This is a genomic window from Methylobacterium marchantiae, assembly GCF_042679825.1.
In the GTDB taxonomy this organism is placed as follows: Bacteria; Pseudomonadota; Alphaproteobacteria; order Rhizobiales; family Beijerinckiaceae; genus Methylobacterium; species Methylobacterium marchantiae.
In genome coordinates this window covers 64,163-90,346 of sequence record NZ_JBHTND010000017.1, presented here as the reverse complement: position 1 = coordinate 90,346, position 26,184 = coordinate 64,163, and the positions used below count along the sequence as shown (strand labels likewise).

Below are 26,184 nucleotides of genomic sequence, written 5' to 3'. Positions count from 1 at the left end.
AGACCGCATGGTCTGGCGCACCATCCTACGGATCGCTGAAGGCGCCGTTAAGCCTCCTCCTGCCGGGCGACCCGCAGCACGATCCAGGCGACGACGAGGCGGGCGATGGCACCCATGGCGATCAGCCCTGCGAGCGCGCTGGCCACGGGAGGAAACCAGGCGGGCCGGAGGAGGAGGGCCACGGCGAACAGCACGGCGCCGAAACCCGCCGCCGGGCCGAAGGCCAGCACGACCGAAGGCAGCCCGGCGATCCGGGGCGCGGGACCGCGCCGGGCGAGGAGGGCGCCAGCGAGACGCGCGAGCCCGTCGAGCACGAGCGCGCCGCCGAGTGCCAGGGCGGCCCAGCCGTTCCGCTCCGGTGCATTCCAGGCGAAGGCGCCCGCCAGGATCGCGATGGCGAGGCTCGCGAGGACGGCCCGGCCGGGGAACGGAGCGGGCCGATGCGAGACGGTCTCCTCGACCACGGGGCACGACCTTCCCATTGCGCGGGCAACCCCCGCATTCGGCGCGATTGACGAGATTTTGCCCGGGACGTACCACGGCGAAAAGGCTATGTCGCTTCGGGTGGGCGACGGCACGGGAGGCTTTGAAGGCGATGTACAAGGCCCAGACGCGCGGCATCAGCGTGACCGTCCAGCCCCGCTTCGTCGAGGAGGAATCCTCGCCCGACGAGAGCCGCTACTTCTTCGCCTACACGGTCGAGATCGTGAACAACGGCTCCGAGCAGGTGCAGCTTCGTTCGCGCCACTGGCGCATCGTCGACGGCCGCGGCGAGACCCAGGAGGTGCGCGGCGCCGGCGTCGTCGGCAAGCAGCCGGTGCTCGGCCCCGGCGAGTCGTTCAGCTATACCAGCGGCTGCCCGCTCACCACGCCCGACGGCCTGATGGCCGGCAGCTACACCATGTCGACCACCGCCGGCGAGAGCTTCGAGGCCGAGATCCCCGCCTTCTCCCTCGACTCGCCGCACGTCCGCCGCAGCGTCCACTAAGCCGATGTCGCGCGGCGGAGAACGGCTGACCGCGCTCGACCTGCTGGCGCGCCTCGTCGCCTTCGACACGGAGAGTTCGCGCTCCAATCTCGCGCTGATCGACAGCGTCTGCGCCTATCTCGACGGCTGGGGCGTCTCCTACATCCGCATCCCCAACGCGGAGGGCGACAAGGCGGCGATCTTCGCCACGATCGGCCCGATGGCGGATGGCGGCGTCGTCCTCTCCGGCCATACCGACGTTGTGCCGGTGACGGGCCAAGCCTGGACCGGCGACCCCTTCACCCTGCGCATCGCGGATGGGCGCGCCTACGGGCGCGGCTCCGTCGACATGAAAGGCTTCTGCGCCCTGGCGCTGGCGGCGGTGCCGGACATGCTCGCCGCCGACCTCAAACGGCCGATCCACATCCTGCTCTCCTACGACGAGGAGACCACCTGTCTGGGCGTCGCCGACACCATCGCCCGGTTCGGGGCCGACCTTCCGCGACCCGGCGCGGTGATCGTCGGCGAGCCCACCGACCTCGAAGTCGCCGACGCGCATAAGAGCATCGTCACCTATTTTACCACCGTCCACGGCCACGAGGCGCATTCGGCCAAACCCATGCTCGGCGCCAACGCGGTGATGGCGGCGGCCGACCTCGTCTCCGAACTCAACCGCATCGCCGATGCGATGATCGAGCGGGGCGACGCCTCCGGGCGGTTCGACCCGCCCGCCACCACCGTGCATGTGGGCACGATCTCCGGCGGTACGGCGCGCAACATCCTGCCCAAGATCTGCACCTTCCACTGGGAGTTCCGCGGCCTGCCCGATCTCGACATGGCCGAGATCCCGGCTTTGTTCGCGGCCAAGGTCGAGACGGTGCTGACCGAGCGCCTCAACCGCTACGGCGATTACGGACGGATCGAGACGATCGAGGAGGTGGCGGTGCCGGGCCTCGCCCCCGAGCCGGGTTCCGAGGCCGAGCGCCTGACCCTGCGGGTGGCCGGGCGCAACCACACCATCTCGGTCCCCTATGCCACCGAGGCCGGGCGGTTCCAGGTCGCGGGCATTCCCACCGTGGTCTGCGGACCCGGCTCCATCGACCAGGCCCACCAGCCCGACGAGTACATCACCCTCGCGGCGCTGGAGGCCGGCGAGGCGTTCATGCGCCGTCTCATCGCGGAATGCGCGAACCCATGACAGCCTTCGTTCCCCGCACCATCGCCGCCGACGGTCCGGTGAAGCTCCGGCCGCTGGAGCGCGAAGACCTGATGTTCGTGCATCAGCTCAACAACAACGACAGCATCATGCGCTACTGGTTCGAGGAGGCCTACGAGTCCTTCGCCGAACTGGCGCAGCTCTACGAGCGCAACATCCACAACCAGACCGAACGGCGCTTCATCATCGCCAATGCCGAGGGCAAGCCGGCCGGACTCGTGGAGCTCGTGGAGATCAACCACCTCCACCGGCGCTGCGAATTCCAGATCGCGATCCACCCGGCGTTTCAGGGCCAGGGCTACGCCCCGCGCGCCACCCGCATCGCCATGGACTACGCCTTCAGCGTCCTCAACATCCACAAGCTCTACCTGCACGTGGACAAGGACAATGCCCGCGCCGTACGCATCTACGAACGCTGCGGCTTCGAGCCCGAGGGCATCCTGAAGGACGAATTCTTCGTCAACGGCAAGTACCGCGACGCGGTGCGCATGTGCCTGTTCCAGCCCGCCTACCTCGCACGGCGCGGCAGCGGCGATATCTCCGAGCCGGTGCTGAAGTCGTAGGCGCAGATCCCGAAAGGTCTCTCATCGGCCTCGTGCGATCGCCTCAGCGGCGATCCGCGCTCAGGCAATGGCGAAGAACACGGCCAGCGCCCGCGTTACCGCCAGCATCGTCTCGGCATCGAGATGCCCGATCCGTGCTCCGATCGTCTCACGCTTCACCGACATGGCCTTGTCCACCATGACCTGTGACCGCTTCTTCAAGCCATTGGCCTCGGTCGGCTCGATGGTCGTGCGGATCAGGGGGGCCTCGGCCAGCGTGCCGGATATCAGCAGCACCGTGACCGTGCCGGTCTCGACGAACGCGTCAGATTGGATGATGAGCGCTGGACGAGGTTTACCGAAATCGCCGGGCATGGCGATGGTGACGAGATCGCCCCGCTTCATGCCTCGCGTTCAGGGAGCATATCGAGGAGCGCCGCCTCCATGAAGGCATCCAGTTCCCGATCGGCCGCATCCGTCGCCGCCACGACCCGAGCCTGTCGCCCGCATTCTTCGGCAAAGCCCGCCCTTCGGGTATCGGGCACCCAAATCTGGATGGGCCGCAGGCCGGCCGCCCGGAGCGCATCACGACGCTTGCTGACGCGTTGGCCGACAGATGCCGACATGACGAGACCTTTCCCAAAGCGTTACATGTAACGTAGGCTCCGCATGCGACGATGCCAAGGGGCCAGGACAGTGACGGACCGCCGATCCTCGGTCTCAGCCGAGATCCGCCGCCGCGCGGTCGAGCAGCCACGTCAGGGTGCCGACACTCGAGATGTGGCGCGCGGGCAGGTCCTCGCCCTCCGCGAGTCGGGTGAGAGGCTCGCGCTTGCCCGCCCCCGTCACCAGCACGAGGAGCTGACGCGCCGAGGCGAGCGCCGGGAAGGTGAGGGTGACGCGCGGCACGAATGGCGTGAGCCCGGCCTCGGGCACGGCGACGACCCAGGCCTCGCGCTCGTCCACGGCCGGCTTTCCGGGGAATAGCGAGGCGGTGTGCCCGTCCTCGCCGAGGCCGAGGAGGACGAGGTCGAAGAGCGGGCGGGCGGGATCGAGGTCGTCGGCGCCGTAGAAGCCGCGCAGGGTCTCGGCATAGGCGGAGGCCGCCGATTCCGGCGTCCCGTCGGTGGGAATGCCATGCAGATGGCCCTCGGGGATCGGCGCGTCGCCGAACGCCGTCCGGGCCATGTGCACGTTGCTCGCCTCATCCGTCCAGGGCACGAACCGATCGTCGCCGAAGAACCAGTGCAGGCGCTCCCAGGGGAGGGCGCCGACGTAATCCGGCCCGGCCAGCAGCGCGTAGAGCCGCTTCGGGGTCGAGCCGCCCGACAGGCAGATTGCGATGCGCTCCTGCCGGCTCTCGGCGCAGAGCGCGACCAGCCGGTCGGCCGCGGCGCGGGCGACGCTGTCCGCGTCGGGGAAGATCTCGGCGTTGTTGGGCAGCGGGATCATGGCGCGTCTCCCGGCTATTTCGGCTCGACGTGCCCGCCGAACCCCTTGCGCATGGCCGAGAGCAGCTTGTCCGCGTAGGAGGCATCCTCCCGCGAGCGAAAGCGGGCGTAGAGGGCGGCCGAGAGGACGTTGGCCGGCACGGATTCCTCGATGGCCGCATTGAGCGTCCAGCGCCCCTCTCCGGAATCGGCGACGAAGCCGGAGAAGTCGGTGAGGTTCTCGTCGCCCGCCAGCGCTCCCGCCGTGAGGTCGAGGAGCCAGGACGAGACCACGCTGCCCCGCCGCCAGACCTCGGCGATGTCGCCGATATTGAGGTCGAAGCGCTGCCCCTCGGGCAGGTCCTTCGAATTGGCGTGTTTCAGGATGTCGAACCCCTCGGCATAGGCCTGCATCAGGCCGTACTCGATGCCGTTATGGACCATCTTGACGAAATGGCCCGCGCCGCTCGGCCCGGCATGGATATAGCCTTCCTCGGCGCGCGCATCGCGACCGTCGCGGCCCGGCGTCCTGGGGATCGTGCCGATGCCCGGCGCCAGGGTCTTGAAGATCGGGTCGAGGCGGTCGAGGGCGTCGGTGTCGCCGCCGATCATCATGCAATAGCCGCGCTCCAGACCCCAGACGCCGCCGGACGTGCCGACATCGACGTAATGGATGCCCTTCGGCTTCAGTTCGGCAGCGCGCCGGATGTCGTCCTTGTAGAAGGAATTGCCGCCGTCGATGATGACGTCGTCGGAGGCCATCAGGTCGCCGAGCTTCGCCACCGTCGCCTCGGTGATCGCCCCCGCCGGCAGCATCACCCAGGCCGCACGCGGCACGTCGAGCTTGGAGACGAACTCTTCGAGGCTCGCCGCCCCCACCGCGCCCTCGGCGACGAGGGAGGCCACGGCGTCCGGGTTCTGGTCGAACACCACCGCCGTATGGCCGTCCCGCAGGAGCCGGCGGACGATGTTGCCGCCCATCCGTCCGAGGCCGATCATGCCGAGTTGCATTGGGGATCTCCCTTAAGGGGGGCGCCATCGGCGAGGAGGCTCGCCACGCACGCCAAACCAAGTGTCCGACCAATCCACCTCATCCTGAGGCGCCGTAGCGCAGCGGAGGCCTCGAAGGAGCCCTCCATTTCGCGCCGAGATCCCTGGAGCCCTCCTTCGAGGCCCGCCGAGGGCGGGCACCTCAGGATGAGGTGGCGGAATGGGATGATCCGGCTATGCCGGATCATCCCGCCCTTCTCACCCTAAAGCCGCCTTGATCGCAGCGGCGATGCGCTTCAGCCCCGCTTCCACGTCGCCGCCCTTGATGTGGACGCGCAGGGCCCGGCGGCCGCGCTCGGCCAGGACCGCGAAGTCGCCGCGCGCCTGGGCCGCCACCACCGTGCCGAAACCGAGAGCACGACCGGGGATCGCGAGATCCTCCGACGGATCGGCGGTGATCTGCAGGAACACGCCCGTATCCGGCCCGCCCTTGTAGGCCTGCCCCGTGGAATGGAGGAAGCGCGGTCCGAATTCGAGGCAGGTCGCGACCTTGCGCTTGTCGCGAAGAGCGATGCGCGCCTCCTGCAGGATGGCGTGATGCGCCTCGTTGCGGGCGACGTAGGCCAGCAACGCCGCGTAGTCGCCGTCCTTGATCCGCCCGAGATGGGCCTTGAGCGCCGCCTCGAACCCCTCGGCGGTCCGCGGCAACGCCTCGGCATTGGCCGCGTCGGCGTAGAGGGCGATGGTCTCGTCTTCGACGAGCGGCGTCTCGGAGGGCAGCGCGCCGCTCTTCTCGGCGGCGTCGAACAGCTTCTTCGTCTCGATCTTGCTCGCTTCCACGTCGGGCTGGTCGAACGGATTGATCCCGAGCAGCGCGCCGGCCACCGCGGTGGCCATCTCGAAGCGGAAGAATTCCTGCGGCAGCTGTTCTTCGTTGGCGAGGGTGATGTGGGCGACCGGATGCCCCTCGCGTTCGAGGTTGCGCACCGCCTCGTCCTGGCGGGCATCGGCCCGGCTGTCGAGGCGCAGGTAGACGAAGAACCGGTCCCGACCGTAGACCGCCGGCACGTCCACCGGCTCCCCGTCGATGGGGATGAGACCCTTGCCGTCCTTGCCGGTGGATTCGGCGATGAGTTGCTCGGCCCAGGCACCGAACGTGTCGATGCCGGGCGAGGCGATGAACGTCACCTTGTCGCGCCCGTCATGGAGGGCGGCGGCCGCCATGGCCGTGCCGAGCAGCACGCCGGGATTCTGGGCCGGCGGCACGGCCGGGCCGCAGGAGCGGACCATGGTCCGCGCCGTATCGAGGAATTGCTTCACGTCGATGCCGGAGGCCGCCGCCGGAACCAGACCGAAGGCGGAGAGCACCGAGTAACGCCCGCCGATCTGCTTCACGCCGTAGAAGATCTTGCGGAAATCGTCGGCCTTGGCCGCGGCCTCCATGGCCGAACCGGGATCGGTGACGGCGACGAAATGCGCGCCGGCCCGCTCGCCGACCACGGCCTTCATCCGGCCGAGGAAGTAGTCGCGGAACACGTTCGGCTCCAGGGTCGAGCCGGATTTGGAGGCGACGATGAACAGGGTCGTCTCGAGGTTCACCGCATTCTCGGTGGCGCGGACCTGATCGGGATCGGTGGAATCGAGGATGCGCAGCTTCGGGAAGCCCTCGCGGGTGCCGTAGGTCTCGGCCAGCACTTCCGGGCCGAGGCTCGACCCGCCCATGCCGAGCACGACCACGTCGGAGAACCCGGTCTGGCGGACATCCTCGGCGAAGGCCTGGTACTCGGAGACGTGGGCGAGTTCGTCCTCGACGATGCGGAGCCAGCCGAGCCATTGATCCTCGTCGGCATTCGACCAGACGGTCTTGTCATGCGCCCAGAGCCGGCGGATCGAACCCGAGGCACGCCAGGATTCCACGGCCTTCCTGGCTTCCGCACCGATGGCATCGCCGAGGATCAGGGTCTGGCCATCGAGCTTGGCACCGAGGAAGTCGGCGCGCTTGCCCGCCACCGCGCCGAGGAGCTTGTCGGCGGCATCGATGAAGAGCTGGACGCCCTCGTCCACCAGTTGCTCGGCGACCGCGGCGATGTCGATGCCGGCCTTGGCGAGGCGGGTCATCACGGCCTCGGCGTCGCCGAGATTCTCCTCGATGGCGGGCTTGACCGTGCCGTGGTCGCGGAACGCATCCATGGTGGCCGGCGGCATCGTGTTGACGGTGTCGCGGCCGATCAGTTCCTCGACATAGAGCACGTCGGAATAGGCCTTGTTCTTGGTCCCCGTGGAGGCCCAGAGCAGGCGCTGCGCCTTGGCGCCCTTCGCCGCGAGGGCCTGCCATGTCGGCTCGGCGAAGATGCGCTTGTAGCGCTGATAGGCGAGCTTGGCATTGGCGATGGCGACCTTGCCCTTGAGGGCTTCCAGCTCCGCCTTCTCGTCGGGATCGTTGGCCTCGGCGATCCTGGCGTCCAGCGCCTTGTCCACCGCCACGTCGATGCGGCTGATGAAGAAGCTCGCGACGCTGGCGACCTTGGAGACGTCGCCGCCCTTGGCGCCGAACTCCTCCAGCCCGGCGATGAAGGCGCGCGCCACCTCCTCGTAGGCATCCTGCCCGAACAGCAGGGTGACGTTGATGCTGATGCCGTCCGCGGTGAGCGCCCGGATCGCCGGGATGCCGGCCGGGGTGGCGGGCACCTTCACCATGAGGTTGTCGCGCTCCACCGTCCCGTGCAGGCGGCGGGCCTCGTCGAGGGTGTCCTCGGTGGAGAGGGCGAGGTAGGGCGAGACTTCGAGGCTGACATAGCCGTCGGCGCCGTCGCTCGCCTCGTAGACCGGACGCAGGACGTCGGCCGCGGCCTGGATGTCGGCGATGGCGCAGCCTTCGTAGAGATCGATGACCCGGGCATCGCCCTGATCCATCACCTCCTTGAGGGCGGCGTCGTACTCGCTCGAATCGCCGATCGCCTTCTCGAAGATCGACGGGTTCGAGGTCACGCCGCGCAGGCCGTCCTCATCCACCAGCGCCTTGAGGCGCCCGTCCGCGATGAAGCCGCGGGCGACGAAGTCGAGCCACACGGCCTGGCCCTGTTCCGGGAAGAGAGCCTTGAGCGGGTTCATGCGAAAACTCCTCGTCGTGGTCGTCGTGCCGCTCGGGAACGGGCGGCGTCATCTCACCAAGCCCAGACCTCATCCTGAGGTGCCCGCGTCAGCGGGCCTCGAAGGAAGCCTCCAGAAACCGGTGCGCGAACGGTGCGCCTCCTTCGAGGCCTCCTCTGCGCTCCGGCGCCTCGGGACGAGGTGGCGGATCGGTCGAACCGACCACCTCGTCCCTTCGGGGAACCCGCGGACCCTACTTCTTGTGCCGTGCGATCTGGTCGCGGGCGGCCTGCGCCACCTTGTCGGGGGTGAACCCGAACTTGGTCTGCAGGTCCTTGATCGGCGCCGAGGAGCCGAAGGTGTGCATGCCGATGATCGTGCCGGACGAGCCGGCATAGCGATCCCAGCCGATCACCGAGCCCTGCTCCACGGCGACGCGGGCCAGAACGTCCGGGATCAGGACGCTGTTGCGGTAGGCCTCGTCCTGCCGCTCGAACAGGTCCCAGGACGGCATCGAGACCACGCGGGCCTTCACGCCCTCCGCCGTGAGGGTCTCGTGGGCGGCGACGCAGAGCTGCACCTCGCTGCCGGTGCCGATGAGGATCACGTCGGGCGTGCCATCGCTGTCGGCGAGCACGTAGGCACCCTTGGCGGTGCCCGCCGCGCTTCCGAACCTGGTGCGGTCGAAGGTCGGCAGCGGCTGGCGGGAGAGGGCCAGCACCGCCGGCTGGTCCTTCAGGCCCATGATGACGCGGTAGGATTCCGCGACCTCGTTGGCATCGGCGGGGCGCAGGGTCACGAGGCCGGGTATGGCCCGCAGGGTGAGGAGCTGTTCCACCGGCTGGTGGGTCGGCCCGTCCTCGCCGACCCCGATGGAATCGTGGGTGAAGACGTGGAAGACCGGCAGCTCCATCAGCGCGGCGAGGCGGATGGGCGGGCGCATGTAGTCGGCGAAGACCAGGAAGGTGGCGCCGTAGGCCCTGAGGCCGACGAGGCCGAGGCCGTTGACGATGGAGCCCATGGCGTGTTCGCGCACGCCGAAATGGATGTTGCGGCCGCCCGGCTCGAAGGGCGAGAGCGTGCCGGCGCCCTCGAATTCGAGCTTGGTCTTGTTCGACGGCGCCAGGTCGGCCGACCCGCCGAGCATGTGCGGAACGTTCTTGGCAATGGCGTTGAGGACCTTGCCCGAGGATTCGCGGGTGGCCATGCCCTTGGCGTCGGCGGGGAAGACCGGGATGTCCTTGTCCCAGCCCTCGGGCAGCCGGCCAGCATGAAGGGCGTCGATCTCCTCGGCCAATGCCGGATCGGCTTCCTTGGCCTCGGCCATGAACCGTTCCCAATCGGCGAAGAGGGCGGCGCCGCGCTCGCCGATCCCGGCCTGGAAGTTCTCCTTGACCCCTTCGGGCACCAGGAACTGGGAATCCTCGGGCCAGCCATAGGCGCGCTTGGCGCCCTTCACTTCCTCTTCGCCGAGGGCGTCGGAATGGGCCTTCGAGGTGTTCTGCTTCTTGGGCGCGCCGAAGCCGATGATCGAGTTGACGACGATGAGCGTCGGGCGGTCGCTGGACTGGAGGAAGGTCTCCAGGGCGCCCGAAATCGCGTGGACGTCATTGGCGTCGGCGACCCGCAGCACCTGCCAGCCATAGCCGAGGAAGCGCGTCGCCACCTCTTCCGAGAAGGCGAGCTCGGTATGGCCTTCGATGGTGATGGTGTTGTTGTCGTAGATCCAGCACAGGTTCGACAGGCGCAGGTGCCCGGCGATGGACGCGGCCTCGGAGGCGACGCCCTCCATGAGGTCGCCGTCCGAGCAGATCGCGTAGACGTTGAAATCGAACAGCGGCAGGTCGGGCCGGTTCAGGGTCTCACCGAGGAAGCGGCCGCCCATGGCCATGCCGACGGAGTTCGCGACGCCCTGGCCGAGCGGGCCGGTGGTGGTCTCGACGCCGGTGGTGAAATGATATTCCGGGTGGCCCGGCGTCTTGCTGTCGAGCTGGCGGAAGTTCTTGATGTCCTCGATCGTGATCGCCGGCTCGTTGCCGCCGTCGGTCTGGGCGACGCCGGCCAGATGCAGCAACCCGTAGAGCAGCATCGAGGCATGGCCGGCCGAGAGCACGAAGCGGTCGCGGTTGGGCCAGTGCGGATGGGCCGGATCGTAGCGCAGGTAGCGGTTCCACAGGGTGTAGGCCACGGGCGCCAGGGCCATCGGCGCGCCGGCATGGCCGGAATTCGCCTTCTGCACCGCATCGATCGCCAGGGTGCGCAGGGTGTCGATCGAGAGCTTGTCGATCTCGCTCAGCTCGCCCTTCGGCTTGGTCTCGGCTCCGCTCATGGTCTCGTCTTTCTATTGTCTGAGAAGCGGCGGCGCTCAGCTGTGCTGCGCCGCCGCGTCCTGTAGGTCTGCGCCGCCCTGGCCATAAGAACTCGCCCGGCTGGGGGAGGTGGCCCGGGCGAGCGCGGATTTCTCGCTGCGCTCCCGCGCCGGTCCGTTGGCGCGGCTGTAATTCAGGATCGTGTTCACCAGCGTGACGTGGCTGAACGCCTGAGGGAAATTGCCGACCAGTCGCTTGGCTTCCACGTCGTATTCCTCGGCCACGAGTCCGAGATCGTTGCAGATCCCGATCAGGCGCTCGATCAGCTCGCGAGCCTCGTCGCACCGGCCGAGGCCGATCAGATTGTCGGCGTACCAGAAGCTGCACGGCAGGAAAGCCCCTTCGCCGCCGGGCAGACCATCGGTATTGTCATCCTCGGTGTCGTAGCGCAGCACGAATCCGTCGCGCGTCAGGTGCTTGCCGATGGCCTCCACCGTGCCGACGACGCGGGGATCGTCCTGGGGCAGGAAGCCCATATGGGCGATGAGGAGCAGGCTCGCGTCGAGGGTCTTGGCGCCGTAATACTGGACGAAGCTGTTCAGCTCCGTGTTGAAGCCCTTCTCGCAGACCTCCTCGTGGATGTGGTCGCGGATCGCACGCCAGCGATCGACCGGCGCCGGCGGCCCGTCGCCCATCTCGAAGGAGCGGATGGCGCGGTCGAAGGCGACCCAGGCCATGACCTTCGAATGGACGAAGTGGCGGCGCCCGCCGCGCACTTCCCAAATGCCCTCGTCGGGCTCGCTCCAGACCTTCTCCAGATGCTCCAGCAACGCGAGGCCGACGCGCCAGCCATCGGCATCGCCGAGCAGCCCGCGCTGGCGGGCCTGGTAGAGCGCGTCGAAGATCTCGCCGTAGACGTCGAGCTGGAACTGGTCGACCGCGGCGTTGCCGATGCGCACCGGCTTAGAACCCTCGTAGCCGGGCAGCCAGTCGAGCTCGATCTCGGGCAGCAACCGCTCCCCGGCGATGCCGTAGAGGATGTGGGCCTGTTCCGGGTTGCCGGCCACCGCGCGGACCAGCCAGTCGCGCCACGCCCGCGCCTCGTCGAGGAAGCCGCCATCCATCAGCGCGATGAGGGTGAAGGTGGAATCGCGCAGCCAGCAGAAGCGGTAGTCCCAGTTGCGCACCCCGCCGAGCTCTTCCGGCAGCGATGTGGTGGGCGCGGCCACGATCCCGCCGGTGGGCTGGTAGATCAGGGCCTTGAGCGTCAGCAGCGAGCGCTTGAGGATCGCGTCCCAGGGCGTGCCGGAGGCGCAGCGGCTCGACCAGTCGCGCCAATAGCGGTCGGTCTCGAACAGCACCTTGCGTGGCTGGATCGGCGGTGGGTCGTCCTCGTGGGAAGGGCCGTAGCTGAGGCTGAAGGCCATGCTCTCGCCCTCGGCCACGGTGAATTCCGAGACCGTGCTCTGGCCGATTCCCTCGAGGGGCGCGCGGGTGCGCAGCACCACCTTGTGAGGCCCGGAAATCGCGCGCAGGTCGCCGAGTTCGTTGTGCGAGACCCAGGGCACCGCGAGCCCGTAATCGAAGCGCACCGCCAGCACCATGCGCATGTCGACCGAGCCGGAGAGGCCTTCGACGATGCGCACCATGTGCGAACCGTCATTGGCCGGCATGTAGTCGATGACCTTCGCCTCGCCGCCCGACGTCACGTAGCACGTCTCGAGAACGAGGCTGCCTTCGCGGTAGCGGCGCGAGACCGTGGCGTCGGCCTCCGCCGGGGACAGTTTCCAGAACCCGTGATCCTCGGTGCCGAGCAGGGAGGCGAAACAGGCGGCGGAATCGAAGCGGGGCCAGCACAGCCAGTCGATACTGCCGTTCCGCCCGATGAGCGCAGCGGTGCGGCCATCGCCGACCAGCGCGTAATCCTCGATCCGTCCCGCCATTCGCATCCTCGCCGCGGGACCCCGCGGCATTGCCTTCGTCGCGCCCGTCTCGTCGACGAAGGCTCACCTAGTCCCCGAGGACGGGAGAATCCAGCGGCAAGGCTCGGAAAGACACCGCGAACAGGGCCTAATCCACGATGGCCGGGGCCGGTCGGGGATCGGACCCGAAGGGGTCAGGGCTGGAGCGGCAGGCGGTCGACGAGACCGGTGACGACATTGCCGAGGGCGACCACTCGCGCGCCGCCGAAGGAGACGACTTTCGCGCCCGCCACCGCACTCTGGACGCTGACGAAACTGCCGGCGCGGCTGATGGCGGAGATCGCCGGCGCGAAGGGGAGGGCGAGATCGGGAAGAAGGTTCTCCTCCGCCTCGGCCTGCGCCCTCAGCGGCTCGGGCGAGGAGGGCAGCGCCTTGGCGGCGACCACCGATGGCGGTCGCGTCGCGTCGGTCTTGACCGAATCGGCCTTCGCCATGTCGGAGCGCGCGGCATCCCGACGACGCAGGTTCGGCTTGGCGGCGACGCGGGTCGTGGCCTTGCGCGGCGCGGCCTCGGCGCTCACGACGAAGTGGTCGCGCAGCGGAAACTGATCGCGGAAGGCGAGGGCGGCGGGGACGAAGGCGGCGACCGTCTCCGTCGCCTCGGCCTGGACCGGCCGGCTCTCCATCTCGACCATCCGGGTCTCGACGAAAGTCGCGGGCGCCGGCGCGGACGGCGCCTGGCACAGGAACGAGGCGGCGGACACGATCACGGCGACGGCGAGCGTCGGCAGCAGCGGAAGCGCCATGCCGGACCCGGCCTCGGACACGAAAGCGTCCTCGACGGGCTGCGATATGCGGCACTCCACCATCCGAACACCTCGCCTCTCGCCCCGAAGCGTCCATAAGCGACCCGGTTTGCGGCGGAAGCTGGGCCATTTCCTTTCTCGATCGTATCGACGGGCGCCGCGCCTTTTCCGCGCCTGCGGTTTTGGCTAAGCAGGTTTCGCAAAAGCGGCCACCGGTCCTGCGTCCCGGAACCTGCGACACGTCGAAGGCCCGAGCGGGGTGAAGCGTCGGCGTGCCGATGCGAAGCCGCTCAGGTCCGGGTTGGGTACGCCTCTTGCCCTTACCGGCGCGTGGCACCCGTGCCGTCCGAACCGCCGCCCATCGGGCCCCGATGACAGAACCCTCCTTCACCGTCGCCGTCATCGATCCGAGCCGGGCCCGCGCCGCGATCCTCGAAGAGGGGCTGCGCGCCGCCGGGATCGCGCATGTGGTGATCATCCCCGACACCGCGGACCTGCCCGCGCAGGTCGCCGCCCTCAACCCCGACGTGGTGGTGATCCATCTGGAGAGCCCGAGCCGGGACATCCTCGAACAGATGTCGGGCCTGTCCCGCCATGTGGAGCGGCCGGTGGCGATGTTCGTCGATCGCTCCGACGTGCCGATGATGCAGGCGGCGGTGGATGCCGGGATCTCGGCCTACGTGGTGGACGGGCTCCATCCCCAGCGCATCCGGTCCATCCTCGACATCGCGATCCTGCGCTTCCAGGCCTTCGCCCGGCTCCAGAGGGAGCTCGTCGAGGCGCGCGGCGAACTGGCCGACCGCAAGATCGTCGAGCGCGCCAAGGGCATCCTCATGGCCGCCCGCTCCATGAGCGAGGAGGACGCCTACAAGCTGATGCGGCGCAAGGCCATGAACGAGAAGCGCAAGATCGCCGACATCGCCCGGGCGATCGTGACCACGGCGGACCTGTTCGGATGAGGCTCGCGCTCGGATACGTCCCGCTCGTGGACGCCGCCGGCCTCGTCGCGGCGGCGGAACTCGGCTTCGCCAGGGCGGAGGGCCTGACCCTCGACCTCGTGCGCGAGCCGTCCTGGGCGACCCTGCGCGACAAGCTGGCCCTTGGCCATCTCGACGGCGCCCATATCCTGGCGCCCCTGGCCATCGCCAGCGCGCTCGGGCTCAGCGGACCGCAGACCCGGCTTTGCGTGCCGATGGCGCTGAACCTCAACGGCAACGCGATCACCGTGTCCCGCCCCCTGTGGGAGGCTATGGAGGCCGCGGACGACGAGGTGGACACCGTGGCCGCCGCCTTCGCGCGCATCGCCATGCGGCGGGAGCGGGAGGGACGGCCCCTGACGCTGGGTACGGTGCATCCGTTCTCCAGCCACACCTATCAGCTCAGGATCTTCGCCGAGCGCGGCGGCCTCGATTTCGATGCCGCGATACGCCTCGTGGTGATCCCGCCGCCGCAGATCGCCGAGGCCCTGCGGCGCGAGTTGATCGACGGGTTCTGCGTCGGCAGCCCCTGGAACAGCGTCGCCGTGGCCGAGGGTTACGGCCGCATCGCCGTCCTCTGCAGCGAACTCGTGCCGGATTGCCCGGAAAAGGTTCTCGCCCTGCCCGAATCCGAGGCGGAGCAGTGCGGCCCCCTGGTGCGCGCCCTCGACCGGGCCGGGCGCTGGTGCGCCGATCCCGGCAATACCGAGGAACTCGCCGCCCTTCTGGCGCGCGAAGCCTATCTCGGCGTGCCCGCGCCGATCCTCGAACGGGCGCTCCGGGGGGACGTGATCGTCGATCCCGACGGCAGCCACCGGCGGGACCCGCATTTCGTCAGGTTCGGAGAACCGGCGCACCGGCCGGACTCGGATCAGGCGGATTGGTGCATCGACCAGGCGGGCCGGGCCGGGCAGCTGACCGTCTTGGACGATATCCGCGCCGCCGCCCGCGCGGTCTACCGCCCGGACCTGTTCGATGCTGCCCTGAACGGCTGATCGAGGCCGGACGCCGCTTTTGTCGGCAGGGCGAGCCTTTCGATTGTGCATTGCACGCTTTGTCGCGGGGTGCGGACGCGACCGCCCGTAACGCACCGACCAGGTCCGATTCCTGGAGCGGTTACAGGCTGGACGTCGTTTGGCACGGAACCTGCTGAGACCTTTCCGCTCGTCAACGGCGATGAGCACGAATGTCGGCAGAGCCGCTGACCCGAGTACCCGTTGGCGCGCATTCGCGGCTGCCTCCGGCTGCACTTGGGCGGCGGTTTTTTCGTGTTTCCGGTCGGCTGTTTCACGCTTCGAAGGATCGAGTCCTCCATGATCGATGGGTTTCAGAACAACCGGCGCAATCTTCTGAAGGGCGCGGCCGCGACCCTGTCGCTGGCCGCTCTGGCGCGCACCGCACTGCCCGGCGGCGCCTTCGCACAGGGTGCCGGTCCGGAGGTGAAGGGCGCCAAGCTCGGCTTCATCGCCCTCACCGATGCGAGCCCGCTCTTCGTCGCCAAGGAGAAGGGGTTCTTCGCCAAGCACGGCATGCCCGACGTCGAGGTGCTGAAGCAGGCCTCCTGGGGCACCACCCGCGACAACCTCGTGCTCGGCTCCGAGGGCAACGGCATCGACGGCGCGCATATCCTGACGCCGATGCCCTACCTGATCTCAGCGGGCCGCGTGACCCAGAACAACGTGCCCGTGCCGATGCACATCCTGGCGCGCCTCAACACCAACGGCCAGTGCGTCTCGGTGGCCAAGGAATATCTCGACGCCAAGGTCGCCCTCGATTCCAAGGTGTTCAAGACGGCGATCGAGAAGAAGAAGGCCGCCGGCAAGTCGGTGAAGGCGGCCATGACCTTCCCGGGCGGCACTCACGACCTCTGGATCCGCTACTGGCTCGCCGCCGGCGGCATCGACCCCGACAAGGACATCGAGACCATCGTCGTGCCGCCGCCCCAGATGGTGGCGAACATGAAGGTCGGCACGATGGATTGCTTCTGCGTCGGCGAGCCGTGGAACGCGCAGCTCGTGCAGCAGGGCCTCGGCTACACCGCGCTCACCACCGGCGAACTGTGGAAGGACCACCCGGAGAAGGCCTTCGCCATGCGCGCCTCCTTCACCGAGAAATACCCGAACGCCACCAAGGCCCTGCTGATGGCGGTGCTGGAAGCGCAAGCATGGTGCGACAAGCCCGAGAACAAGGACGAGGTCGCCGCCATCGCCGCCAAGCGCCAGTGGATGAACGTCCCCGTCGGCGACGTCGCCGGCCGCATCAAGGGCTCGATCGATTACGGCGACGGCCGCGTGGTCGAGAACAGCCCGTTCGTGATGAAGTTCTGGAACGACAACGCGTCCTACCCCTACCAGAGCCACGACCTCTGGTTCCTCACCGAGGACATCCGCTGGGGCAAGTTCGACGCCCAGACCGACACCAAGGCGCTCATCGCCAAGGTGAACCGCGAGGACCTGTGGCGCGATGCGGCCAAGGCGCTCGGCGTCACCGCGATCCCGACCTCCACGTCGCGCGGAAAGGAGACCTTCTTCGACGGCAAGGTCTTCGATCCCGCCGATCCAGCCGCCTACCTGTCCAGCCTCGGCATCAAGAGGATCGCGTGATGGCCAACACCTCCACCATCGCGGCCCCGGCCCCGGCCGGCGTCAAGGCGAGTGCCAAGCCGGCCGTAGCGAAGGCCCCGCGCAAGCCCCTCGTGACCCTGGCGACCTTCCGCCGGATCGCCACCAACCTGATCCCGCCGGTCGTGGTCCTGATCGCCTTCCTGGTGATCTGGGAATTGCTGTGCTCGCGGCCCACTGCCGGCCTGCCGCCGCCCTCGCGCGTCGTCACCGAGGCGTGGGACATCATCGCCCATCCGTTCTACGACAACGGCGGCACCGACAAGGGGCTGTTCTGGCACATCTCGGCCAGCATCCAGCGCGTCGCCTTCGGCTTCGCCCTGGCCACGGTCGTCGGCATCCTGGTCGGCACCCTGATCGGCCAGTCGGACTGGGCCATGCGCGGCCTCGACCCGATCTTCCAGGTCCTGCGCACGATCCCGCCGCTGGCCTGGCTGCCGCTCTCCCTCGCGGCGTTCCGGGACGGGCAGCCCTCGGCGATCTTCGTGATCTTCATCACCTCGATCTGGCCGATCATCATCAACACGGCGGTGGGCATCCGCAACATCCCGCAGGATTACCGCAACGTGGCGGCGGTGCTGCGGCTGAACCCGATCGAGTTCTTCGTGAAGATCATGCTGCCCTCGGCGGCCCCCTACATCTTCACGGGGCTGCGCATCGGCGTCGGCCTGTCCTGGCTCGCCATCGTGGCGGCGGAGATGCTCATCGGCGGCGTCGGCATCGGCTTCTTCATCTGGGACGCCTGGAACTCGTCGCACATCTCCGAGATCATCGTCGCCCTCGTCTATGTCGGGGTGATCGGGTTCTTCCTCGACCGGTTCGTGGCCTTCATCGGCACCCTCGTCACCCGCGGCGCCACCGCCTGATCCGACCCTCCCGGCGTGGGGGGCGCTCCCCCGCGCCGGGACCTCGACCGCCTCTCGCACAGAGACCCGAGACCCAAGGGACACGAGACCCATGAGCTATCTCAGCATCGAGAATGTCGGCATCAGCTTCACCCGCGGCGGGCGCACCAACGAAGTGCTGCGCGATGTCAGCGTGAAGATCGACAAGGGCGAGTTCGTCTCGCTGATCGGCCATTCCGGCTGCGGCAAGTCGACGGTGCTCAACATCGTCGCCGGCCTGCTGAAGGCCTCCACCGGCGGCGTCCTCCTCGAGGAGAAGGAGGTCAACAGCCCCGGCCCCGACCGCGCGGTGGTGTTCCAGAACCATTCCCTGCTGCCCTGGCTCACCGTGCGCGAGAACGTGGCGCTCGCCGTGGAGAAGGTGCTCAAGGGCAAGAAGACCCGGGCCGAACGCTCCGAGTGGATCGACCACAACCTCGCCCTCGTGAACATGACACACGCCGCCGACCGGCGTCCGAACGAGATCTCGGGCGGCATGAAGCAGCGTGTCGGCATCGCCCGCGCGCTGGCGATGGAGCCCAAGGTGCTGCTCCTCGACGAGCCGTTCGGCGCCCTCGACGCGCTCACCCGCGCCCATCTCCAGGATTCGCTGATGGAGATCCACGCGCGGCTGAAGAACGCCGTCATCATGATCACCCACGACGTCGACGAGGCGGTGCTGCTGTCCGACCGCATCGTGATGATGACCAACGGCCCCTCGGCCACGGTCGGCGAGATCCTGAAGGTCGAGCTCGAGCGTCCCCGCCGCCGCCTCGAACTGGTGGAAGACGCGACCTACACCCATGCCCGCGCCGCGGTGCTGGAATTCCTCTATGCCCGCCACGCCAAACCCGCCATGGCGGCGTGAGGATCGGACGTCCGTCATGAAGGAACGTCTGGTGGTCATCGGCAACGGCATGGCGTCGTTGCGTTTCCTGGAGCGGCTGACCGAACGCGCGCCCGGCCTCTACGACGTCACCGTCGTGGGCGCCGAGCCGCAGGCGGCCTATAACCGCGTCCTGCTCTCGTCGTTGCTCGGCGGCGAGGTGGACGAGGCGGCCTGCGCGTTCCGGGGCCTCGACTGGTACGAGGAACACGGCATCCGTCTCATCACCGGCGCCCCGGTGACGCAGATCGACCGCGAGAACGCCCTCGTCATCGTCGGCGAGACCCATGTCCTGCCCTTCGACAGGCTCGTCCTGGCGGTGGGCTCGCTGCCGATCCGGCTGCCGAAGCCCGGCATGGATCTGCCCGGCATCATCACCTTCCGCGATCTCGCCGACGTCGCCGCCATCCGCAAGGCGGCGATCACGGGGGCGAGGGCCATCGTCATCGGCGGCGGCCTGCTCGGGCTGGAAGCCGCCGTCGGCCTCGCCCGGCTCGGGGTCGACACCACCCTGCTCCACGTCATGGACCGGCTGATGGAGCGCCAGCTCGACCACCACGCCGCCGGCCTGGTGAAGCGGGCCATGGAATCGCGCGGCGTCAAGGTACTGCTCAAGGCCGATACCGCCCATGTGGAGGGCGACGGCCGGGTCGAGCGCCTCGTCCTGTCGGACGGCACCGTGCTGCCGGCCGACCTCGTGGTGATGTCGGTGGGGGTACGGCCCAATGCCGTCCTCGCCCAGGGCGCCGGGCTCGATGTCGGACGCGGCATCAAGGTCGACGACCGGATGACGAGTTCCGATCCCCGCATCTTCGCGCTCGGCGAATGCGCCGAGCATCGCGGCATGGTCTACGGCCTCGTGGAACCCGCCTACGATCAGGCCGAGGTGCTGAGCCGCCATCTCATCGGCGAGGAGGCCGCCTATCTCGGCACCTCGCTGGCCACCAGCCTCAAGGTGTCGGGTCTCCCCGTCTTCTCCGCCGGTGCCATCGAGGCGCCGGAGGATGCCGAGACGGTGGTGATGTCGGATCCCGGCCTCGGTCTCTACCGCAAGCTGATCATCGGCGACGGCAAGCTCCTCGGCGCGGTCTTCGTCGGCGACATCTCCGAGCAGGGCTGGTGCAAGACGCTGATCCGCACCGGCGAGCCCATCGCTGGGCATCGCGACGACCTCATGTTCGGGCGCGGCAGCGCACCCGATTCCCAATCCCTGGCAGCATGATGGAGGCTTCCATGGCTGACGACTTCAACGCCGAGCAGAAGCGCTATCTCGAAGGCTTCGCCTCGGGCATCGCCGCCGCCCGGCTGACCGGCGGCCTCGCGCTGGGGCAGGGCGCCGCCGCCCCCTCCGAACCCACCGGGCCGGACGCGATCCACATCAAGGCGCAGGACGCCACGGTGAAGGCCGGCGGCAAGCTCTGCGACCAGGAGAAGTGGAAGCGGGCGGAGAACCCGTTCGAGGGCCACAACCGCCTGATCGCCGAGGCCGCCACCGGCAAGGCGCCGAAGCCCGAGGACAATTTCCGCTGGCGCTATCACGGCCTGTTCTGGCTCGCCCCGGCCAGCGGCGATTTCATGTGCCGCCTGCGCATCCCCAACGGCATCCTGCAGCATTGGCAATTCGCCGGGATCGCCGATCTGGCGGATGCCCATGGCGGCGGCTACAGCCACGTCACCACCCGCGCCAACCTGCAGGTCCGCGAGATCACGGCGGAGCATGGCCAGCCCTTCCTCGACGGGCTGATCGACCTCGGGCTCACCGCGCGGGGCTCGGGCGCCGACAACATCCGCAACGTCACCGGCTCGCCGGTGGCCGGAATCGACGCCCAGGAACTGCTCGACACACGGCCGCTGGCGAAATCCTGGCACAATTGGATCATCAACGACCGCTCGCTCTACGGCCTGCCGCGCAAGTTCAACGTCGCCTTCGACGGCGGCGGCGTCATGCCGGTGCTGGAGGAGACCAACGATATCGGGTTCCAGGCGGTGAAGGTTCTCGACGGGGCCGCCGTCGCGCCCGGCATCTGGATGCGCCTCGTGCTCGGCGGCATTTCCGGCCACCGCGATCTCGCCCGCGATACCGGCGTGGTCCTGAAGCCGGAGGCCTGCAACAAGGTCGCCGACGCGATCCTGCGGGTCTTCATCAAGAACGGCGACCGCACCAACCGCAACAAGAGCCGGATGAAGTACGTCCTCGATGCCTGGGGCTTCGACAAGTACCTCGCCGCCGTAGAGGACGAGCTCGGCTACAAGCTCGACCGGGTCGATCCCGCCCATCTCGCCCCGCGCGGGCCCATGGACCGCTTCTCCCATGTGGGCGTTCACAGCCAGGTCCAGCCCGGCCTGAACTGGATCGGCGTGATCCTGCCCGTCGGCAAGATGACCTCGGACCAGATGCGGGAACTGGCCAGGATCTCGTCCGAATGCGGCGACGGCGCCATCCGCATGACGGTCTGGCAGAACTTCCTGTTCTCCGGCGTGCCGGACGCCAAGGTGATGGAGGTGGAGGAGCGCGTCGCCGCCCTCGGTCTGACCACCCAGGCCTCCAGCATCCGCGCCGGCCTCGTGGCCTGCACCGGCAACAAGGGCTGCAAGTTCGCCGCCTCCGACACCAAGGGTCATGCCCTCATCATCGCCGACTACATCGAGGCCAACCTCACCGAGCTCGACGTTCCGGTGAACGTCCACGTCACCGGCTGCCACCATAGCTGCGCCCAGCACTATATCGGCGATATCGGCCTCATCGGTGCCAAGGTCGTCGTCTCGGAGGAGGGCGACACCGTCGAGGGTTACGACATCGTCGTCGGCGGCGGCTTCGGCGACAGCCCGAAGATCGGCACCGAGATCTGGAAGGCCGTGAAGGCCGAGGATTGCCCCTCCCGCATCGAGGCGCTGCTGCGCAGCTACCTCGCCCGCCGCGAGAGCCAGGCCGAGAGCTTCCAGGCCTTCACCGCCCGCACCGGCCCCGAGACCCTCCGCAGCCTCGCCGAAGATCAACCCGTCCTGAAGGCCGCAGCATGAGCGAGCACGTCAGCCCCCCGCTCGTTCTCATCCCCGAGAACGCCCCGTTCAATCCGGACCAGCGCTCGTGGCTGTCCGGATACTTCGCCGCCCTGCTCGGCCCCGCCGTGGAAGGTGCGACGGCCCTCGCGCCCGGTGATGTCGGCACCGGGCCTAAGCTCGCCGACAACGACGACGCACCCTGGCACGACCCGTCGATGCCACTCCCCGACCGCATGGAGATGGCCAAGGACCGGCCCGAGCCGCAGAAGCTCATGGCCGCCATGGCCCAGCAGGATTGCGGCCAGTGCGGCTACAATTGCGCGGATTATGCCAACGCGCTGTTCCTCAAGAAGGAAGAGCGCCTGAACCTGTGCCAGCCGGGGGGCAAGGATACCCTCCGCATGCTCAAGAAGCTGGATGAGGAGTTCGGCGCAAGTGGCGGTGGCGCCGCGAAAAAGGCCGATGCGGGGGAGGGCGAGGTCAGGGAAGCGGCGCCGCTCGGACCGCTCGGCTATTGCCGGGAGAACCCGGTGGAGGCCGTGTTCCTGTCCCGCCGCCGCCTCAACGAGCCGGGCGGCGAGAAGGAGACCTGGCACATCGAGATCGACCTCACCGACACGCCGATCGAGTACGTGGTCGGCGATTCCCTCGGCCTGTTCCCCTCGAACCCGCCGGCCCTGGTGGATGCGGTGATCGCCGAACTCGGTGCCCGGCCGGAGCGCATCATCGGCGGCCAGACCCTTCGCAACCGCCTCCTCAAGGACTACGCCCTCGGCGGCGCGCCGGACGGGCTCTACCAGCTCCTCTCGCTCCTCACCTCCGGCGAGGCGCGCAAGAAGGCGCAGGCGCTGTCGGCCGGCGAGGACCCGGATGGCGACGCCGCCTATCTCGACGTGCTCGGCGCCCTGCACAAGTTCCCCGGCGCGCGCCCCGATGCCGAGGTGTTCCTCGAATCCCTCGACGAGCTGCAGCCGCGTCTCTACTCGATCTCGTCCTCGCCGAAAGCCGATCCGGGCCGGGTCTCGCTCACCGTCGACGCCGTGCGCTACAACCACCGCTCGCGCCTTCGTCTCGGCGTCGCCTCGACCCATCTCGGCGAGCGCCTCACCGAGACCACGCGGGTCAAGGTCTACCTGCAGAAGGCGCATGGATTCGCCCTGCCGGAGGACCTGTCGAAGGATGTGATCATGTGCGGGCCGGGCACCGGCATCGCCCCGTTCCGCGCCTTCCTGCGCGAGCGCGTCGCGACGGCGGCTCCGGGCCGCAACTGGCTGTTCTACGGCCACCAGCGCCAGGCCAGCGACTTCTTCTACAAGGACGAGCTGACCAGGCTGAAGGACGACAAGGTGCTCACCCGCCTGTCCCTCGCCTGGTCGCGCGACGGCACCGAGAAGACCTACGTCCAGGACCGCATGCGCGAGAGCGGCGCGGAACTCTGGAACTGGCTCGAGGGCGGCGCCCATTTCTACGTCTGCGGCGATGCCAAGCGCATGGCCAAGGACGTGGAGCGCGCCATCATCGACGTCGCCGCGAGCCATGGCGGCAAGAGCCCGGAGGAGGCGGTGGCCTATTTCGGCGCGCTGAAGAAGGCCGGACGGTATCAGGCCGACGTGTATTGAGCGGGTAACGCCCGCCTCAACGCGTCCCTGCCACACCCTCATCCTGAGGTGCCCGCGTCAGCGGGCCTCGAAGGAGCCGTCCAGGGATCGCAGCTCGAACTGGAGCCCTCCTTCGAGGCCTTCGCTGCGCTTCGGCACCTCAGGATGAGGTGGTGGGGTCGAAACGCCTTTTGCACGTGCCCGGCCCGACTTTTGCTGCCACCCCGATGACACCACATCCGCCGAGGATCTCGCCATGAACGCGCACGTCCAGGCACCGGCCGCCGCGGTGAAGACCACCTGCCCGTATTGCGGCGTCGGCTGCGGCGTCCTCGCCACCCCCGACGGGCAGGGCGGTGCGGGGATCGCCGGCGATACCGAGCACCCCGCCAATTTCGGCCGCCTCTGCTCGAAGGGTTCGGCGCTCGGCGAGACCCTGTCCCTCGACGGCCGCCTGCTGCACCCCTCCGTCGACGGCGTGCGGGCGAGCTGGGAATCGGCTTTGGGCGCCGTGGCCGGCGGCCTGCGCAAGGTCGCCGAGCAGCACGGCCCGGATGCGATCGCGTTCTACCTCTCCGGCCAGCTCCTCACCGAGGATTACTACGTCGCCAACAAGCTCGCGAAGGGCTTCCTCGGCACCCCGCACGTGGACACCAACTCGCGCCTCTGCATGTCGAGCGCCGTGGCGGCGCACCGGCGCGCCTTCGGCTCCGACACGGTGCCCGGCTGCTACGAGGATCTCGACGAGGCCGACGTGATCGTGCTGGTGGGCTCCAACACCGCCTGGTGCCACCCGATCCTGTTCCGCCGCATGGTCGATGCCCGCGCCAAGCGCGGCACCAGGCTCGTGGTGATCGACCCGCGCAAGACACAGACCGGGGAGGAGGCCGACCTCTTCCTCGGCCTGAAGCCCGGAACCGACACCGCCCTGTTCTCCGGTCTCCTCGTCCATCTGGCGAGCACGGGCGCGCTCGACTACCGCTTCGTCCTCGACCACACGACGGGGCTCGACGGCGCCCTGGAGCGGGCTCGCTCCATCGCCCCCGACATCGCGGCGACGGCCGCAGCGACCGGCCTCGGCGAGGCGGAGATCGGCCAGTTCTTCGCCCTGTTCGCCAAGACGAAGCGCGTCGTCACCGCCTTCTCGCAGGGGGTGAACCAGTCGGCGCAAGGCACCGACAAGGGCAACGCGATCATCAACTGCCACCTCGCCACCGGCCGTATCGGCCAGCCCGGCGCGGGGCCGTTCTCCCTCACCGGCCAGCCCAACGCCATGGGCGGGCGCGAGGTCGGGGGCTTGGCCAACATGCTGGCCGCCCACATGCACTTCGCCCCCGAGGAGGTCGACCGGGTCCGCCGCTTCTGGAGCGCGCCGCGCATCATCACCGGCGAGGGAATGAAGGCGGTCGCCCTGTTCGAGGCCGTGGAGCGCGGCAAGATCAAGGCCCTCTGGGTCATGGGCACCAACCCCGTCGTGTCGATGCCCCGCGCCGATGCGATCCGCGAGGCGATCAAGGGGCTCGATCTCTACGTGGTCTCGGAGGCCGTGGCCGACAGCGACACCGCCATGGCGACGGGCCGGAAGACCGTCCTCCTGCCGGCCCAGGCCTGGGGCGAGAAGGACGGCACCGTCACCAATTCGGAACGGCGCATCTCGCGCCAGCGCAGCTTTCTCAAGAGCCCCGGCGAGGCGCGGGCCGATTGGGCGATCATCAGCGACGTGGCCAAGCGGCTCGGCCACGGCGAGGCCTTCGCCTATCCCAACGCGGCGGCGATCTTCCGCGAGCACGCGTCGCTCTCGGCCTTCGAGAACAACGGCACCCGCGATTTCGACATCGGCGCGGTGAGCGACATCTCGGATGCAGCCTATGCCGGCACGAAGCCGCTGCAATGGCCGCTGACGAAGCGCGGGGCCAAGGACGGCAGGCAGCGCCTGTTCGCCGACGGGCAGTTCTTCACCTTCGACAAGCGCGCCCGCTTCGTCGCGGTCCAGCCGCCGGTCCTGGCTCAGCCGGTGAGCGAGGGCTTCCCCTTCGTGCTCAACACGGGCCGGGTACGCGACCACTGGCACACGATGACCCGCACCGGAAAGAGCCAGCGCCTCTCCGCCCATCGCGACGTGCCCTTCGTCGAGATCCACCCCGACGACGCGGCGGCGATGGGCCTCGTCCATGGCGGCCTCGCCACCGTCTCCACCGCCCACGGGGCGGCGGTTCTGGAGGTGATGGTGGGGCAGGGGATGCGCCGGGGCGACCTCTTCGCCGCCTTCCACTGGAGCGCGGCCACCGCCTCCGAGGGCCGCGTCGGCGCGCTCGCCCGCGGCATCCCCGACCCGGTCTCCGGCCAGCCCGAGCTGAAGGCGACGCCGGCCGCCATCGCGCCGGCCCCCTATCGCAGCCGCGGCTTCCTCCTCACCCGTACGCCGACATCGCTGCCCGCCGGCTGGTGGTGGGCGCGCGCCACGATCCAGGGCGGCTCCGGCCTGCACTTCGCCACGCAGGAGAGCTCGCGCGAGGTCGCGCTGATGCTGCGGGGAATGTTCCAGGGCCTCGAGATCGCCGAATACGCCGACCATGCCCGGGGCCGCTACCGCTTCGCCGCCTATGAGGAGGGCCGCCTCGTCGCCTGCCTCGCCCTGGCACCGAGTGAGGCCAAACCCGGCTGGGAATCCGAGAAGGCCTATTTCGCCGCCCCCGAACTGGAGCCCTCCGCCCGGCGCGCCCTGCTCTCCGGCCGGGCCGAGACGGCCTCCGCCGGGCCGACCGTCTGCGCCTGCCACGGTGTCGGGCTCGACGTCATCACGGCCACGATCGCCGCCGGCGCCCACAGCGTCGAGGCGGTGGGTGCCGCCTGCAAGGCCGGCACGAATTGCGGCTCGTGCATCCCAGAGATCCGCAAGCTGCTGCCGCAGGCGCTTGCGCGCGACGCCGCATAGGCTCATTT

The 26,184-nt window shown here is 68.9% G+C and carries 21 protein-coding genes; 12 read left to right on the top strand and 9 right to left on the bottom strand.

The genetic code is table 11. The annotated features are described in order from the left end of the window. Positions 1–47: 47 nt before the first annotated feature. On the bottom strand, positions 48–464 hold the full coding sequence (locus tag ACFQ4G_RS13775; protein WP_238207442.1) for a hypothetical protein: 417 nt from the start codon (positions 462–464) through the stop codon (positions 48–50). A 131-nt stretch (positions 465–595) separates the two neighbouring features. On the opposite strand from ACFQ4G_RS13775, the gene apaG reads away from it, so the two are divergent. Genes apaG through speG form a run of 3 tightly spaced genes read left to right on the top strand, consistent with a single transcriptional unit; the run spans position 596 to position 2,746 of the window. Then, positions 596–988 (top strand): Co2+/Mg2+ efflux protein ApaG, encoded by a 393-nt coding sequence (gene apaG, locus ACFQ4G_RS13770; RefSeq protein ID WP_018044100.1) that lies wholly within the window; start codon positions 596–598, stop codon positions 986–988. A 4-nt stretch (positions 989–992) separates the two neighbouring features. Continuing rightward, positions 993–2,165, top strand: a complete 1,173-nt coding sequence (gene argE / locus ACFQ4G_RS13765; RefSeq protein ID WP_238207440.1) for an acetylornithine deacetylase — start codon at positions 993–995, stop codon at positions 2,163–2,165. Continuing rightward, positions 2,162–2,746, top strand: a complete 585-nt coding sequence (gene speG / locus ACFQ4G_RS13760; RefSeq protein ID WP_238207438.1) for a spermidine N1-acetyltransferase — start codon at positions 2,162–2,164, stop codon at positions 2,744–2,746. The genes argE and speG overlap by 4 nt, the downstream gene beginning before the upstream one ends. A 60-nt stretch (positions 2,747–2,806) precedes the next feature. Here speG and ACFQ4G_RS13755 read toward each other — a convergent pair whose 3' ends face one another. The 8 genes from ACFQ4G_RS13755 to ACFQ4G_RS13720 form a co-directional block, all read right to left on the bottom strand. Beyond that, on the bottom strand, positions 2,807–3,130 hold the full coding sequence (locus ACFQ4G_RS13755) for a type II toxin-antitoxin system PemK/MazF family toxin (RefSeq protein ID WP_238207436.1): 324 nt from the start codon (positions 3,128–3,130) through the stop codon (positions 2,807–2,809). Beyond that, the gene (locus ACFQ4G_RS13750) at positions 3,127–3,351 is read right to left on the bottom strand and encodes an antitoxin MazE family protein (protein ID WP_238207434.1); all 225 of its coding nucleotides are present in this window, start codon (positions 3,349–3,351) and stop codon (positions 3,127–3,129) included. The genes ACFQ4G_RS13755 and ACFQ4G_RS13750 overlap by 4 nt, the downstream gene beginning before the upstream one ends. A 94-nt stretch (positions 3,352–3,445) precedes the next feature. Further along, on the bottom strand, positions 3,446–4,177 hold the full coding sequence (gene pgl, locus ACFQ4G_RS13745) for a 6-phosphogluconolactonase (protein WP_238207432.1): 732 nt from the start codon (positions 4,175–4,177) through the stop codon (positions 3,446–3,448). A gap of 14 nt (positions 4,178–4,191) precedes the next feature. Then, complete coding sequence (gene gnd, locus ACFQ4G_RS13740; RefSeq protein ID WP_238207430.1) at positions 4,192–5,166, bottom strand: phosphogluconate dehydrogenase (NAD(+)-dependent, decarboxylating); 975 nt, start codon at positions 5,164–5,166, stop codon at positions 4,192–4,194. A gap of 237 nt (positions 5,167–5,403) precedes the next feature. Continuing rightward, positions 5,404–8,256, bottom strand: coding sequence for a bifunctional transaldolase/phosoglucose isomerase (locus ACFQ4G_RS13735; protein ID WP_238207427.1), 2,853 nt, complete (start codon positions 8,254–8,256; stop codon positions 5,404–5,406). Positions 8,257–8,488: 232 nt separating this feature from the next. Beyond that, positions 8,489–10,564 carry a transketolase gene (gene tkt / locus ACFQ4G_RS13730; RefSeq protein ID WP_238207425.1) on the bottom strand — a complete coding sequence of 692 codons (2,076 nt, stop codon included), beginning with the start codon at positions 10,562–10,564 and terminating at the stop codon, positions 8,489–8,491. Positions 10,565–10,600: 36 nt separating this feature from the next. Then, on the bottom strand, positions 10,601–12,487 hold the full coding sequence (locus tag ACFQ4G_RS13725) for a glycoside hydrolase family 15 protein (RefSeq protein ID WP_238207423.1): 1,887 nt from the start codon (positions 12,485–12,487) through the stop codon (positions 10,601–10,603). A gap of 173 nt (positions 12,488–12,660) precedes the next feature. Further along, positions 12,661–13,293 (bottom strand): hypothetical protein, encoded by a 633-nt coding sequence (locus ACFQ4G_RS13720; RefSeq protein WP_238207421.1) that lies wholly within the window; start codon positions 13,291–13,293, stop codon positions 12,661–12,663. 350 nt (positions 13,294–13,643) lie between these two features. On the opposite strand from ACFQ4G_RS13720, the gene ACFQ4G_RS13715 reads away from it, so the two are divergent. The 9 genes from ACFQ4G_RS13715 (at position 13,644) to ACFQ4G_RS13675 (ending at position 26,176) form a co-directional block, all read left to right on the top strand. Then, positions 13,644–14,231, top strand: a complete 588-nt coding sequence (locus tag ACFQ4G_RS13715) for an ANTAR domain-containing response regulator (RefSeq protein ID WP_019904333.1) — start codon at positions 13,644–13,646, stop codon at positions 14,229–14,231. Continuing rightward, complete coding sequence (locus ACFQ4G_RS13710; RefSeq protein ID WP_238207419.1) at positions 14,228–15,244, top strand: CmpA/NrtA family ABC transporter substrate-binding protein; 1,017 nt, start codon at positions 14,228–14,230, stop codon at positions 15,242–15,244. Before ACFQ4G_RS13715 ends, ACFQ4G_RS13710 begins: the two co-directional genes overlap by 4 nt. A gap of 318 nt (positions 15,245–15,562) precedes the next feature. After that, positions 15,563–16,852, top strand: a complete 1,290-nt coding sequence (locus ACFQ4G_RS13705; RefSeq protein ID WP_238207417.1) for a CmpA/NrtA family ABC transporter substrate-binding protein — start codon at positions 15,563–15,565, stop codon at positions 16,850–16,852. After that, the gene (gene ntrB, locus ACFQ4G_RS13700) at positions 16,852–17,736 is read left to right on the top strand and encodes a nitrate ABC transporter permease (RefSeq protein WP_238207415.1); all 885 of its coding nucleotides are present in this window, start codon (positions 16,852–16,854) and stop codon (positions 17,734–17,736) included. Before ACFQ4G_RS13705 ends, ntrB begins: the two co-directional genes overlap by 1 nt. Before the next feature lie 91 nt (positions 17,737–17,827). Next, positions 17,828–18,622 carry an ABC transporter ATP-binding protein gene (locus ACFQ4G_RS13695; RefSeq protein WP_238207413.1) on the top strand — a complete coding sequence of 265 codons (795 nt, stop codon included), beginning with the start codon at positions 17,828–17,830 and terminating at the stop codon, positions 18,620–18,622. Between the two features lie 16 nt (positions 18,623–18,638). Beyond that, positions 18,639–19,862: an NAD(P)/FAD-dependent oxidoreductase gene (locus ACFQ4G_RS13690; RefSeq protein WP_238207411.1), complete on the top strand. Its 1,224-nt coding sequence runs from the start codon at positions 18,639–18,641 to the stop codon at positions 19,860–19,862. 11 nt (positions 19,863–19,873) lie between these two features. Beyond that, the gene (locus tag ACFQ4G_RS13685) at positions 19,874–21,661 is read left to right on the top strand and encodes a NirA family protein (protein WP_238207409.1); all 1,788 of its coding nucleotides are present in this window, start codon (positions 19,874–19,876) and stop codon (positions 21,659–21,661) included. Next, a complete protein-coding gene (locus ACFQ4G_RS13680; protein ID WP_238207407.1) occupies positions 21,658–23,262 on the top strand; it encodes a sulfite reductase subunit alpha in 1,605 nt (534 codons plus the stop codon). The genes ACFQ4G_RS13685 and ACFQ4G_RS13680 overlap by 4 nt, the downstream gene beginning before the upstream one ends. 235 nt (positions 23,263–23,497) lie before the next feature. Further along, the gene (locus tag ACFQ4G_RS13675) at positions 23,498–26,176 is read left to right on the top strand and encodes a nitrate reductase (protein WP_238207406.1); all 2,679 of its coding nucleotides are present in this window, start codon (positions 23,498–23,500) and stop codon (positions 26,174–26,176) included. Positions 26,177–26,184: the final 8 nt, after the last annotated feature.